We start from the raw sequence: 13667 nt of genomic DNA, 5'->3' as shown, positions 1-13667 counted from the left end.
CCCCGGAACCCGGCTCAGCGCCCGCTGTCGCGGGTACGGCGCCGGACGACCAGCGCCGCTCCGCCCGCCGCCAGCGCCAGCGCGCCCAGCACCACGACGGCCTGGGTGTGGTCGGCGGGCCCGTAGCCGGCCGCGACCGCACCGCGCGGCACCGCGGCCGTCGACGCGGACGCGGACGTGGCGGCCGAGGCCGGAGCGGACGCCGACGCGGAGGTCTGAGCGGACGCCGACGCTGCCGCCGAGGCCGACGTCGAGGCCGATGCCGAGGCGCTGGTCGAGGCGACGGCGCCCGCGGGCAGGTTCTCGCAGGCGATGCCGTCGTGGTCGGCGTCGAGGTTGTTCGGGTCGGAGCGGTCCGCGTCCAGTACCGCCTGTGCCTCCGGCTGGGTCTTGAAGTCGGAGCAGTTCTTCACGTCCGCGGCGGGTGCCAGCGCCTGTGCGGAGGTGGCCGAGGCGACCGGCACGAGTACGGCCGCGCCCAGGGTGGCGGCGGTGAGAACGGCGGAAACACGCATGGCCATCACGTTCCTTCACGGTGAGTGCTTGGACTGTCACCCATCGTGTCCGCCGTCGCCGCGCGCGCCACCGGAGCCGCCCCGCCCCCGCCCGCCGGACGCGGCCCGCCGCCCCGGTGGCGGCGGCCCGCCGGGCCCCGGCGAGGCCCCGGCCGTCGCTAGCCCGATCGGGGGCCGGGCCGTGCGGACGCCCCGCATTCACCCGTCCGAGGGCGCGGCGGCCCGACCGTCCGCCGGGGTGGCGCCGCAGACCGGGTCCGGCGGGTCGGGGTGGTGGGCATCGTCGCAGGTCAGAGTGGTCTTATCGCCTTTGAAAACCGTCATCGGTGCAGCCTTTGCCAAGGTGCGGGGCGGTGCGCTTCACTTCCCCGCGTCGAACGGCGGAACGGACGAGCGGGAACAGGGCGGGGGCACGGATGGGCGCGGGACACGACCACGGGCACGAGCGCGGGCACGACCAGGACGGACACGGGCACGACGGGCACGGGCACGGCGGGCACGGCGGCGGGGGCCACGACGGGCACGCGCACGGCGTGTCGGCCGACGCGGACCGGCGCTGGCTGGCCAGCGCGCTCGCGCTGATCTGCGGCTTCATGGCGGTCGAGGTCGCCATCGGCCTGGCCGCCGGCTCGCTCGCGCTGCTCTCGGACGCGGCGCACATGCTGACCGACGCCGCGTCCATCGTGCTGGCGCTGGTGGCGATGCGGCTGGCGGCCCGGCCGGCCCGGGGCGGGTTCACCTTCGGGCTGAAGCGCGCCGAGATCCTCTCCGCCCAGGCGAACGGCCTGTCGCTGATCCTGCTGGCCGCCTGGCTGACGTACGAGGCGGTGGAGCGGCTGGTCAGCCCGCCGGAGGTGACCGGTTCGCTGGTGCTGTGGACGGCGCTGGCGGGCATCGCGGTGAACGTGGCCGCGGCCTGGTGCCTGTCGCGGGCGAACCGCACCTCGCTGAACGTGGAGGGCGCCTACCAGCACATCCTGAACGACCTGTTCGGGTTCGTCGCGACCGCGGTGGCCGGGCTGGTGGTGATGACCACCGGGTTCGCCCGGGCCGACGCGATCGTCTCGCTGGTCGTGGTGGTGCTGATGGTGAAGTCCGGGTACGGGCTGCTGAAGGAGTCCGGCCGGGTCTTCCTGGAGGCCGCGCCGGCCGGCGTCGACCCGGACGCGATCGGCGACGCGATGGTGACCAGGCCCGGCGTCGTCGAGGTGCACGACCTGCACGTCTGGCAGATCACCTCGGGCCAGACCGCGCTGTCCGCGCACGTCCTGGTCGACCCCGACCGGGACTGCCACGCGGTGCGCGAGGACCTGGAGCGCGAACTCGCCCGCCGCGACGGCATCACCCACACCACCCTCCAGGTCGACCACGCGGCCGCCGAACTCCTCACCGTCGGCGCCCCGCGCCGCCCGGACGGCCACTGCGCCGAGCCGCACGGCGCCGTCCACCGCGAGGAGCCGCACCCGCACTGACGCCGACGCCCCGCCCGCGTCCCCGTCCTGCCCGTCCTGCCCGTCCCAGCGTTTAACCCAGCGGTAACAAGCATGATCGTTTCTCCGGCGGCCCGGCCTCGTTGAAAAGGCCGTGTCGATCACTCCTCTTTCCACCTCCCCGCTGGACCCCGCCGCCCTGGCCGAGGCGCTCTTCCGGGACGGCCCCGACGGCGACTACCCGCACCAGCACTGGCGCAAGGTCGTCGCGGACGAGCTGTTCCGCCACGACCCCGCGGCCCGCACCGCCGACCGCCACCGGCACGCCTACGACCGCCTGCGCGCCGTGAACGGCCAACTGCCCTCCCCCGCCGACTGGTTCGCGGCGGACCCGCGCGCCCTCGCGGCCCTGCACGAGTGGCTGGCGCTGGTCGACGGGGCCGCCGCCACCGTCGCCGGCATCCACTACAACCTGTTCCTCGGCAGCCTCCTGGACGACCGGGTCTCCCCGCCCCGCGACCTCGCCCCGTACACCGCCCTGGAGCGGATCGGCACCTTCCTGTGCACCGAGCGCGCGCACGGCAACGACGCCGCCGCGCTGGAGACCACCGCCCGCTACGACCGCGAGCGCGACGGTTTCGTCCTGCACACCCCGCACCCCGGCGCGGCCAAGTACATGCCCAACACCAGCCCCGCCGGCGGCCCGAAGAGCGCGGTCGTGGCGGCCCGGCTGCTCGTCGACGACACCGACCACGGCGTCTTCCTGTTCCTCGTCCCGCTCAGCGACGAGCGCGGCACCCGGCCCGGAATCACCGTCACCGCCCTGCCGGAACGTATCGGCAGCCCCGTCGACCACTGCGTCACCGCCTTCGACCGGGTCCGCCTGCCGCGCACCGCGCTGCTCCAGGGCCCGCACGGCCGACTGCGGCCCGACGGCACCCTCGACAGCGCGGTGGGCAGCCCGCGCAAGCGCTTCCTGCACGCCATCCGCCGGGTCACCGCCGGAAAGCTCTGCATGAGCGCCAGCACCCTGGGCGGCTGCCGGGCGGCGCTGGCGACCGCGGTGCGCTACGCCCACCTCCGGCACGTCTCCGGCCCGGTCGCCGGGCAGCGCGTCCCGCTGGCCGCCCACCGCAGCCACCACGCCCGGCTGCTCGCCTGCGTGGCCGCCGCCTACGCGATGACCTTCCTGCACCGGGCGGCCACCGAGCGGTGGATCACCCACCACCCGGCCGAACGCCCCGCCGCCGAACGGCTGGTGGCCGTCGCCAAGGGCTGGATCACCTGGCGGGCCCGGGACATCGTCACCGAGAGCCGCGAACGCTGCGGCGCCCGGGGCCTGTTCCCGGTCAACGGCCTGGCCGAGTACGCCGCCAACGTCGACGGCGCGATCACCGCCGAGGGCGACAACCTGGCGATCTGGTGCAAGGCCGGCGCCGAGATGATCTTCGGTCACGACCTCGCCGCGCAGCCCCCGCTCGCCACCGGGCGGGAGTCGACGACCGACCCCGCCTTCCTGCGCCGCGCCCTCACCGCCGCCGAACTCCACTGGCACCTGGCCGCCCGCCAGGACCTGCGGGCGACCGGCGACGGCGACGGCTCCGGCTCCGGCTCCGGGGCCGGTGACGGGCTCGGCCGCTGGAACCACGCCTCCGACGCCGCCCTCGCCCTGGTCGAGGCCCACACCGTCGGCCTGGCCGCCGACGCCTTCGCCGCCGCCCGCGCGGGCACCGCCGACCCCGCCGCCCGGGACGCCCTGGCGGCCCTGGAGGCGCTGTTCCTGCTCGGCGAGGTCGAGGCGCGCGGCGGACTCCTGCTGGCCCGCGGCGCCCTGACCGCCGCCCAGGTCACCGCCCTGCCACGGGCCCGCCGCGAACTGACCGCCCGCCTCGCCCCGCACCTGCCCGCCCTCACCGACGCCTTCGGGATCCCCGAGGAGCACCTCGCCGCGCTGCCGATGCTCGCCGGAGCCTGACCCCACATAGCGGGCGATTTCCCCCTAAAGTGGGCGCCATGTGCACCCGAGTGCTGTGGCGAGTCGACGGCGGCCCCGTCCTGGTGGGCCGGAACATGGACTGGAAGCAGAGCTTCCACACCAACCTGTGGGCGCTGGCCCGCGGCATCGACCGGGTCGGCGGGCCCGGCGGTGCCCCCAATCCGCTCCGCTGGCAGGCGCGTTACGGCTCACTGGTGGCGGGCGCGTACGACGCGGCGACCACCGACGGGGTGAACGAGGCGGGGCTGGCGGCGCACGTGCTGTGGCTGTCGGAGTCCGAGTTCGGCGCGCGCGACGCCGCCCTGCCCGGCCTGGCCGCCTCGATGTGGGCGCAGTACGCGCTGGACACCTGCGGCAGCGTCGCCGAGGCCGTCGAGGCGGTCGGGCGCTACCAGGTGATCGGGCAGCAGGACCCGTACGCACACGTCCGCTCCACCGTGCACCTGGTGCTGGACGACGCGGGCGGCGACTCCGCGGTGATCGAGGTGCTCGACGGCAAGCCCGTCGTCCACCACGGCCCGCAGTACGCGGTGGTCACCAACTCCCCGCCGTACGACCAGCAGTTGAGCGGCCTGAAGCAGTACGCCGGATTCGGCGGCACCCTCCCGCTGCCCGGCACCACGCTGCCCGCGGACCGCTTCGTCCGGGCCTCCTACTACCTGGAGCGGCTGCCCGCCCCCGCCGACCGGGCCGAGGCGTACGCCTCGCTGCTCAGCGTCATGCGCAACGCCGCGCAGCCCGCCGGGACACCCGACCCGGAGCGGCCGAACATCTCGATGACCCGCTGGCGCACCCTGGCCGACCTGAGCAACGGCGTCTACGCCTTCGAGTCCTCGTTCCGGCCCGACATCGTCTGGACCACCCTCGCCGACCTCGACTTCACCCGCACCGCCACACTCGACCTCACCCAACCCGACCTGGTCGGCGACGTCACCGCCCGCTACCGCGCCACCGAGCCGTTCACCTTCCTCACCGACTGAGGGGGCATCAGTCGGCGGCGGTCAGGAACGCGTCGCCGAACAGCCAGTTGCCGAGCGAGCCGGCGTCGTCGCTGGTCCAGAACTCCCATAGGGCGGAAGCGAGTTCGTCGACCGAGAGGGTGCCGTCGCCGTCCAGGTCGAGCCGCTCGAAGGTCTGTCCCGCGGTGCCCGGGGGCAGGCCCAGGGCGGCGTGGAAGCGGGCGAACTCCTCGGCGGTGACCCGCCCGTCGTCGTCGCGGTCGCAGAGCGCCCAGAGCGCCTCGGCGGCGGCCAGCGCGCCCGGGCCGGGCGGGCCGGCCTGGACGGCGGAGAGGCGGAGCAGGCCCGCCCGGTACTCGTCCGGGTCGATCCGGCCGTCGCCGTCGACGTCCAGCTCGGTGCGCAGCGCCTCCCACCAGGCGGAGCCGACCCGGAGCATCGCGACCGGCTTCGGCGAGTCGAACGGCACCCCGGCGGCGGCGATCAGCCGGGCCGTCAGGGTCAGCACGTCGGCGGCGTCGACCACCCCGTCGCGGTTCTGGTCGGCGAAGCCGAAGCACACGTCGATCTTGCGCTCCAGCACCCGGTTCTCCCCGGTCGCCCCGCTCGTCCCGCTCGCCCCGGTCATCGCCACCTCCGCCCTCCGGCCCGCCGCGCGGCCGCCGCGCCCGGGCCGAGCTAGGGCCCCGGTCCGGGCGCGGGCGCGGCGGCCGGCGGAACACGCCGGGCCGCTGCTCCGTCCGGATGACGGCGGGCGCGGGGACTCCGCGAGCAGGTCGACGGCGTCCATCAGCTGCCGCAGCCCTTCCGGGGCGTCCTTGAGGAACCGGGCGGCGGCGTTGACGGCCGGCTCGTCCCAGCCGATCGGGTAGCTCAAGCGGCGGGCGTCAGCCCTCGTCCGGGCCGTCCGGGCCGTCCGGGCCGTCCGGGCCGTCCGGGTCGTCCGGGTCGGTGATGCCGAGGTCGGCGCGCATGGTGCGGCGCAGTTCGGCGAGGCCGTCCCACGCGGTGTCGACGGCGGCGAAGCAGGACGACAGGTCCTCGCCGGGGCGGGCGGTGCCGTGCGCGATCCGGTTCAGGGCGCCGTACAGCGCGCCGAGGCGCCGGTTGGCGCGGGAGGTCCGGTCGAGCACCGCGTCCGGGACGGTCATCTGCGCCTCGGCGTACCGCTGCCGGAACTCGGCGCGGGCCGTCTCCACGGCGGTGGCGGCGGCCTCGGCGGCGGCGGGGTCCGGCGGTTCCCGGCGCAGCGCGTGCGCCTGGTCCTTGAGCGCGGTGAGGTACTGGCGGGCGGTGGTGTTGAGCGCGACGTAGCTGGCCCGCAGTTCGGTCCGGGCCGCGGCCCGCCGGGCCTCCGCGCGGTCCTCGCGCCGGGTGCGCTCGGTGAGTTCGCGCTCCTCGCGGCGGGCGGCGTCGCCGCGGCGCTGGGTGAGCACGGCGGAGGCGAGGGTGCCGAGCACGCCGACCACGGCGGCGATGACGGCGGCGAGGCCGGCGGCGTCCATCTGGGGTCCTTTCGGGGAACGGGGGAGGCGGTCAGCTGCCCTGGTAGCCGAAGGCGGCCCAGGCTTCCAGGGCGTCCAATCCCGTTGCGGCGTCGGCGAGTTCGTCGGGGACGCCGGGCGGGAGGCGGCGGTCGGGGTCGAGGGCCCAGAGCTGGGTGGCGCGGAGCGCCTCCGCCGGGGGCTCGCCGAGGCGGAGCCGACCGTGCAGAACGTACATCAGCAGGCCGACCTGGTCGTCCTGGACCTCCCAGCGGGAGCCGATCACGCCGGTCGCGCCGGCGGCCAGGAACGCCGTGGAGAGGGTGAGCGCCTCGTCGAGGTCGTCGTCGCTGTGGTCGCTGACGCAGGCGTCCAGCACGACCAGCCCGCCGGGCGCGGACGGCGGACGGCCCTGGGCCTGGCGCAGGATGTCCGCGACCGGCAGCCGCCCGCTGTCCGGCGGCCCGCCGGGGACGGGGGCCAGCTCCAGGTGCGCCTCCAGCGGGGAGCGGCCGAGCGGACGGGCGTGGCAGGCCAGGTGCAGCACCGAGGCGCCGGCCCGGCCCGGCGCGGGCAGCGCCGCCAGCACCTCGGCCGGCGTGCCCGGACCCCGCGCGCCCAGCACGTAGCCCAGCAGGGTGCCGTCCGGGTAGTGGTCGGCGTGCAGGTACTCGGCCTCGATCTCGGCCCCCGGCAGGTTGCGCGCCGGATCGCCGACGATCACCGGGTGCCGGTCCAGCGGCAGCCGCTCGCGCGCGACCGTCTGGCAGAACTGCCGCGCCGACGCGGCGTACGAGAGCACCACCCGCTCCGCCACCCGCACCGGACGGCTGCCGTCGCGCAGCCCGCTGCGCAACAGCCCGGCGTGCCACGGCACCCGCCCGAACTCGCCGAACGGCACCAGCACCAGCCGGGGCGGCGCCCCGCCGCCGGGGCGCAGCGCCGGGTGCCGCAGCAGCGGCCGCACGACGGCGATCCCCGCCCAGTCGCACAGCTCGGCCAGCGCCGCCCGCCAGCGGTGCCGGGCCGCCCGGCGCTCCGGATGGCGCCCCGGCAGCGCGAGGGTGGCCTGCCGGGCCCGGTGGGCGTCGCGGTACGCGGTGACCGTGCCCAGCGATCCGGCCCGGACCAGTGTCAGCGGCTGCAGCTCGACCCGCCCGTCCGCGGTCACCAGCACCGCCTCGCCGTTGCGCCCGCCGCCGGGCGGCAGCAGGTAGGCGAGCGCGTCCGCCCCCGCCGCCCGCAGCGCGGCACCGACCTCCGCCACGGACGGCGGCGTCGCGGGCCCCGACCCGCCCGGCCCGCCCGGCGCGGCCGCCAGCGCGGTCAGCGCGCGGCGCCGCAGGTCGTCCGGCATCGGGACCAGCGCACCGTCCGGCACCCCCGCCAGCAGGCTGCCGGGCTCCCAGCCGGCCGACCCCGCCAGCCCCGACAGCCCTGCCGCGGCCGCCGCACCACCATCCGCCGGGGACAGCGGGGACAGCGGAGGCAGTGGTGGCAGTGGTGGCAGTGGCGGCCCGGCCTGCCAGGCGGCGGCCAGCTCGGGGTGCCCGGCCGCCCGCAGCTGGTCGGGGACGTCGGTGGTGGCGGTCGAGGCGTGCAGCACCAGCCCGCGCCCGAGCTCCAACGCCTCCACCGCCCCGTGCAGCGCGGCCTGCCGCTCCGCCGCTCCGGCCGCTGGTACGCCGGTCGGTCCGGCCGCCGGCCCGTTCGCCGGTTCGGCTTCCCCGGCGCCGAGTTGGTGGTCGTCCAGGCACCAGCGGGCGATCTGCAGGGCCCGGGTGGCGGTGTCGCGGGCGACGGTGAGGGCGTGGCCGGCGGTGGCCTGGAGGAGGGCGGCGGCGGCCGTCTCGCGGAGGCCGGCCAGGCCGAGGGCGCGGCCGGTGGCCCGGTCGCCGGGGTCGAGGCGTTCGCGGTGCAGGTCGGCGAGCAGGCCGCTGACGGTGGCGAGGACCTCGGTGGGCGCGCCGTGGCGGAGGCGGTCGCGGACGGCGGTCGCGGCGGCGATCGCCGCCGCGCCGTCGGCCGGGCGGCGGGCGTGCCGGTAGCGGGCGCGCAGCAGGGTGGCCCGCATCAGGGCGCCGCGGATGCCCTCCAGGCTGTCCGGGTCGGTGTCGGCGAGGAAGCGGTCGAGGTAGTCGAGGGCGCCCCGGGCGCGGTGCTCGGAGAAGTCCGGCTGCACGGCGAGCACGGCGAGCGCGCCGGCGGCGCGCATGGTGAGCAGCGGCTTGTAGAGGTTGCCGGCCGGGGCGTCCTCGGCGGCCCGCACCATGATGCCGATCGCCCGGGTGGCGCGGTCGCCGTGGCCGGTGGTCATGGCGTGGACCAGCATGGCCGCGCCGAGGTCGCCGCGGGCGAGGTCGCCCAGCGGGTCGTCCGCGGCCAACCCGTCGGTGAGGACTTCGAGTTCCTCCACCGTCCGGCCCATCGTCGCGGTGTCCCGGACGGTCAGCGCGAGCTGGAAGGCGAGCATCAGCCGGTAGCGGCGCAGCACGGGCAGGTCGGCCCGCAGCAGTTCGGCGGCGGCGGCCTCGGTGCTGCCCTCGGGGGGCCGCGCGGTGGCGGCGTGGGCGAGCACCTCGTCGTAGTAGCGCAGCGCCGCGTCCAGGTCCTGCCGGTCGCCGCCGGCCTGGTAGCGCTGGTGCAGGCTGGTGGCGAGGTTCTGCAGGTAGACGACCCGGTTGAGGTCGTCCGGGCCGGCCGCGCGGAACGCCTCGGTCTGGTGGTGGATGGCCGCGTCCAGGTCCTGCGGCGAGTTGCTCAGGGTGAAGCGCCGGCCGAACGCGGAGCCGAGCGAGGCGTGCACGTGCTGGCTGAAGCCGGCGGTCCCGGTCGGGGTGCGCCGCAGTTCCCGCAGCAGCTCGATGGTGTCGTCGACCTGGCCCTGGTCGGTGCCGTACTGCCCGGCGACCAGCCGGGCGTGGGCGAGCTGGCTGGCGATGTCGGCGCGGCGGACGCCGTGGTCGGACTCCGCCATGGTCCGCACCGCCGTCTCCAGGTGGTGCACGCCCTCCGCGATCGGGTGGGCGAGCGGATCGCGCTGGTTGAGGGCGGTGAGCAGCGAACCGAGCACGGCGTGGCAGGGCGGCCGCAGCGGGTCGTCGGCGGTCAGCGCGGCGAGGTTCTCCCGCAGGGCGTCCGCGGCCTCGCGGGCCGGCGGGTCGGTGCCGGCGCCCCGCAGCCCGATCAGGGCCAGCTGGTTGGCGAGCAGCCAGCGCGCGGTGGCGCCGTACGGGTCGTCGGCGGGCAGCAGCCGGCGCAGGTCGCGCAGCCGGTCGATCCGGCGCTCCGCGTCCTCGGGCCGGGCCAGGCCGTCGGCGGCGCGCTCGGGGTACAGGTCGGCCAGCCGGAGCGCGGCGCGCAGCCGCAGCGGGTCGTCCGGCCCGCTGTCGGCGGCGACGTGTTCGAGCTGCTCGATCGCGCGGTCGCGCTGCTCCGGGGTGTCCGGGTGGGTGGTCAGCAGGACGGCGAGGCGCTCGCGGACTTCCCGCGCGAGCTGCGTCCGGCGGTCCGCCACCAGCTCCAGCGTGTACTCCAACCGGGCCGCGGCGGCGCGCAGTTCGGCCGTTCCGGGGGAGCGGTCGCAGCGGTCGGCGAGGGCGCAGCCGAGGGTGCCGGACAGCAGGGCGTGGGCGTCTGGGGCGAGCGGGCCGTGGTCCTCGTCCCGGCCGGCGGCGGGGGCGTCGACGGTGTGGTGGGCGGCCCGGTCGGCCGGGCGGTGGCCGAGCGCGGTGTGCAGCGCGCTGATCGACCGCTCCAGGTCGTCCGGCCGGGCCGCCGGGTCGGGGCGGTCGGCCTTGGTGTCCTCGGCGCGGGCGTGCAGGAGCAGGCCCAGCTGGGCGGCGGCGGTCGTCCGGTCCGGGGCGGCCGGGTCGAGCAGGCCCACGGCCAGGCCCAACAGGTCGGCGGCCTCGGCCCGTTCGCCGAGTGCGGCGGCCCGCAGGGCGGGATCCCCCGGAAACCCGGGCCGCTCGCGCAGCCACCAGTGCCGCAGCGCGTGGGCGAACCCGAGCAGCGCCCGCGCCTCGGCGAACTCGGCCTGCGCGGCCTGCTCGGCGGTGACTGCGGCGGACGTGGCGGGTGCGGACGCGGCGGTGGGCCCGCCGTCCCGGGCCAGCCGGGCGTAGCCGGCCGTCAGCACCTCCAGCGCGGCGTCGAGCCGGTCGGGGTCCGAGTCGGCCTCGTACGCCGCGAGGTGCGCGCGGCCCCGGTCGAGCAGCTCTCGGACGGCGGCCGTCACGGCCGCGCCCCGGTGCGCCGGTGGCCGTTCTCCGGCGCGCTCATCCGCAGGTCCGCCGCAGCGCGAAGCGTCCCGCGTAGCACGCGGACGGGAGGGCCAGCAGCAGTGCGGCCCAGAAGGTCTGCTGGCCCCAGAGCTCGGCGAGGGCGCGGAACCAGGAGCCGAGGACCGGGAGCCGGACGGCCTCCAGCGGGCCCAGGGGCGGGGGCCAGGCGCCCAGCAGCAGCGTGCCGGCGACCAGCCAGGAGAAGGCGCGGCGGGCGGCCGGGGCGCCGGCCAGCGCGGCCAGCGCGGAGCAGGCGGCGAGCAGCGGCAGGAAGTCGGCCTGGTAGGCGGCGCCGTCCGGGCGGGGTCCGGGCGGCGGGAGGTGGACGGCGAGGCGGACCTCGACGGCCGCCCACAGCAGCGCGGTCAGGGCGAGCGTGCCGGCGACCGCGAACGCGGCCTGCTCGCGGCGGCCGTGCCGCCAGCGGGCGACGGTGCCGGGAGCGGGCGCGGCGGGGACCTCGCGGCCGCCGTGCGAGGTGCGGTGGGCGGCGGCGAGCTGCGGGACGACGATCCGCCGGCCGAGCGAGACGGTCAGCGGGACCGCGGCGACGATCACCCAGCCCGACCAGTGGCCGGCGCCGCTGCCGAACAGCTGGATGCGTTCGGCCAGCCACGGCGGGGTGCGCAGCACGGTCATCGGCGGTCCCCAGCCGCCCAGGCCGACCGCCAGCGCGCCGGCGTGCGCGAGCAGCAGGATCCGCCGCCCGACCCGGCCCGGGAACAGCGCCACGGCGAGCGCGGCGGCGAGCGCCGCGCCCAGCACCAGCGGGAGTTGGCGGGACGCGGCCTCCGCCGCCGTGGCGAAGTGCGCGCCGAGCAGGTCGCTGTCGGAGTTGCCGGCCGCCAGGTCGTTGGCGATCCGCAGCGTCAGGCCGCTCCACAGCCACAGCGCCAGGGTCAGGGTCAGCACGGCCCCGGCCGCCACCCGCCGGGGCAGCGCCCGCAGCACGGCGCCCGCGGCGGCCCCGGCCCCGTTCGGCCGGGCGTCGCGCAGGATGTCCCGCCAGGCGCCGCGGGCCCGGCCGCGCCCGGCGCCGCGCTGCCGGGCGGCGTGCACGCTCAGCAGGTCGGCGGCGACCAGGGCGGCCCGGCCCCCGGCGGTGGCCGGGTCGGCGGCGAGCGCCGCCCGGCGCAGCGCGGGCCAGCGGCGGCGGAAGGCGGCCCGGTCGGCGGTGCGGTCGGCGGCCCGGTCGGCGCGCCGGAGCAGGTCGACGGCCGGGCGGACGGCGTCCGTGCCGACGGCCGCGGCCAGGTGGACGGCGCCTGGCAGCGGGGCGAGCGCGGCGGGCAGCGGGGTGATCTTGCGGACGGTGGCGGTGCGGGCCTCCGGGCGGGCGGTGAGCAGCACGGCCAGCCGCAGCGCGCGGTCCCGGTCGGCGGCGCCGAACGGCCGTCCGGTTTCGGCGGCCAGCCGGGCCGCCTCGTCGACCACGCCCGGCAGGCCGTCGAAGGCCAGCAGCCGGGCGCAGCGGTCCCGGGGGCAGCGGCGGTGGGCGCAGTGGAAGCGGGCGGCGTGGTTGGGGACGGCGTGCTGGACGAGTTCGCGGACCAGCGCCGAGGCGTTCTCCTCGGCGGCCAGCGCCGCGAGCCCCTCGGCGTCGACCGGCCGGCCCCGGTAGTGCGGGCGGACGTGCGGGGCGTAGGCGACGCCGAGGGCGAGCAGGGCGAGCGAGGCGGTGCGGTCCCGGTCGAGCGGGGCGGCGGTGGCCACGGCCCGCAGCAGGTGCAGGTCGACGGCGTTGTCGCCGATCTCCTCCAGCCAGTCGGCGAGCCGGGCGGCGCCCGCGAAGCCCAGCCAGCCGGTGGCCTCGGCCGAGCGGGCCATCATCGCCTCGACCAGCTCGGCGGGGCTCCGGTAGTCCTCGCCGCGGAAGTTGACCGGCCGGTGCGCGGGGCCCGCCGGGCCGGCCGCGGCGGGCCGGACCACCCGGGGGCTGCCGCCGGCCAGCCACTCCCGGACCTCGGCGGCCCGCCAGCGGTCGGCGGGCTCCCTGGTCAGCAGGCCGGAGAGCAGCAGCAGTTGCCGGGGGTCGGTGACGCCGGGCAGCTCCACCACGGCGTCCAGCACCAGGCGTTCGCGCTGCGCGTTCTCGCTGACCCGGCCGCCGTCGGTGCGCTCGTACAGGCTCCGGCCGGCGTACATCTCGTACACCATCACGCCGAGTGCCCACCAGGGGCCGGCCGCGTCGTTGCGGCCGGCCAGCTGCTCGGGCGCCATGTAGGCCGGGGTGACCTGGAGTTCGGCGGGGAAGGTCTGGCTGGCGGTCTGCTTGCGCACCCCGCCGAAGTCGGCGACCACGAACTCGGGCCGGCCGCCCCGGTCCCGGACCAGCACGTTGGCGGGCTTGAAGTCGACGGGGGTGCGCTCGATCACCCGCTGCCAGAAGTCCAGCAGGTCGGTGAGGCCCTCGACCACCCGGCGGGCCTCCGCCGCGCGGACCCGGCCGCCACCGCTGCCGCTGCCGTTCGTGCCACCGCCACCGCTGTTGCCGCCGGGGCGCAGCGCGGCCAGGTGGTCGGCGAGGGTGACCGGCAGGTACTCCATCACCAGGAAGGCGCGCACGTCGCCCGCGTGCACCAGCTCGCCGTGCTCGACGATCTCCGGGACGTGCCGGCGGAACTCCTCGGCACCCAGGTGCTCCAGCAGCTCCTGGTCGGCGGGCACCCCGGCCCAGCCGACCTTCACCGCGACCTCGCCGCCGCCGTCGGTGCGCTCGGCCCGCCACACGGTGCCCTCGCTGCCGGCCCCGGCGTGCGCCAACGGCCGGTAGCGGTCCGCCAGTTGCTCGGGGAAGTCACCCGTGCGCGGACCGGGGACGCCCCCGGCCCGCTGCACCCGGGTGGGGTCGCCGTCGCTGCCGCCGCCCGCACCCTGCCGGCGGGTCGGCGGGCTGCCGGGCCGGCCGGCGCCCTGCTTGCGGGTGGGTGGGCCGGCCGGCGCGCCGCCCTGCTTGCGGGTGGGCGGGCCGGACGGCTCGGGAGTGGCGGCCATCGC

Annotated in this window: 8 protein-coding genes; 3 read left to right on the top strand and 5 right to left on the bottom strand. The window is 77.8% G+C overall.

Features of this window, described 5'->3' with window-relative positions:
* Positions 1 to 14: 14 nt before the first annotated feature.
* Complete coding sequence (locus KSE_RS44310; RefSeq protein WP_231873127.1) at positions 15 to 515, bottom strand: excalibur calcium-binding domain-containing protein; 501 nt, start codon at positions 513 to 515, stop codon at positions 15 to 17.
* Positions 516 to 931: 416 nt separating this feature from the next.
* On the opposite strand from KSE_RS44310, the gene KSE_RS06125 reads away from it, so the two are divergent.
* From KSE_RS06125 to KSE_RS06115, 3 genes are all read left to right on the top strand, one after another.
* On the top strand, positions 932 to 1987 hold the full coding sequence (locus tag KSE_RS06125; protein WP_014134409.1) for a cation diffusion facilitator family transporter: 1056 nt from the start codon (positions 932 to 934) through the stop codon (positions 1985 to 1987).
* A 112-nt stretch (positions 1988 to 2099) separates the two neighbouring features.
* Positions 2100 to 3920 (top strand): acyl-CoA dehydrogenase family protein, encoded by a 1821-nt coding sequence (locus KSE_RS06120; protein WP_014134408.1) that lies wholly within the window; start codon positions 2100 to 2102, stop codon positions 3918 to 3920.
* Between the two features lie 38 nt (positions 3921 to 3958).
* On the top strand, positions 3959 to 4921 hold the full coding sequence (locus tag KSE_RS06115; RefSeq protein WP_051055712.1) for a linear amide C-N hydrolase: 963 nt from the start codon (positions 3959 to 3961) through the stop codon (positions 4919 to 4921).
* A 7-nt stretch (positions 4922 to 4928) separates the two neighbouring features.
* Here the strand turns inward: KSE_RS06115 and KSE_RS06110 are convergent, their stop codons facing one another.
* The 4 genes from KSE_RS06110 to KSE_RS06095 are packed head-to-tail and all read right to left on the bottom strand — an operon-like array spanning position 4929 to position 13664.
* Positions 4929 to 5777, bottom strand: coding sequence for an EF-hand domain-containing protein (locus tag KSE_RS06110; protein WP_014134406.1), 849 nt, complete (start codon positions 5775 to 5777; stop codon positions 4929 to 4931).
* 10 nt (positions 5778 to 5787) lie between these two features.
* A complete protein-coding gene (locus KSE_RS06105; protein WP_014134405.1) occupies positions 5788 to 6405 on the bottom strand; it encodes a hypothetical protein in 618 nt (205 codons plus the stop codon).
* Positions 6406 to 6436: 31 nt separating this feature from the next.
* Positions 6437 to 10624, bottom strand: a complete 4188-nt coding sequence (locus tag KSE_RS45655; RefSeq protein WP_014134404.1) for a CHAT domain-containing protein — start codon at positions 10622 to 10624, stop codon at positions 6437 to 6439.
* A 40-nt stretch (positions 10625 to 10664) separates the two neighbouring features.
* Entirely contained in the window at positions 10665 to 13664 is a 3000-nt protein-coding gene (locus KSE_RS06095; RefSeq protein WP_014134403.1) for a protein kinase domain-containing protein, read from the bottom strand.
* Between the last annotated feature and the right edge of the window lie 3 nt (positions 13665 to 13667).

The organism is Kitasatospora setae KM-6054 (assembly GCF_000269985.1).
In the GTDB taxonomy this organism is placed as follows: Bacteria; Actinomycetota; Actinomycetes; order Streptomycetales; family Streptomycetaceae; genus Kitasatospora; species Kitasatospora setae.
The sequence above is the reverse complement of the archived record's forward strand: the minus strand, read 5'-3'. Positions and strand labels throughout refer to the sequence as shown.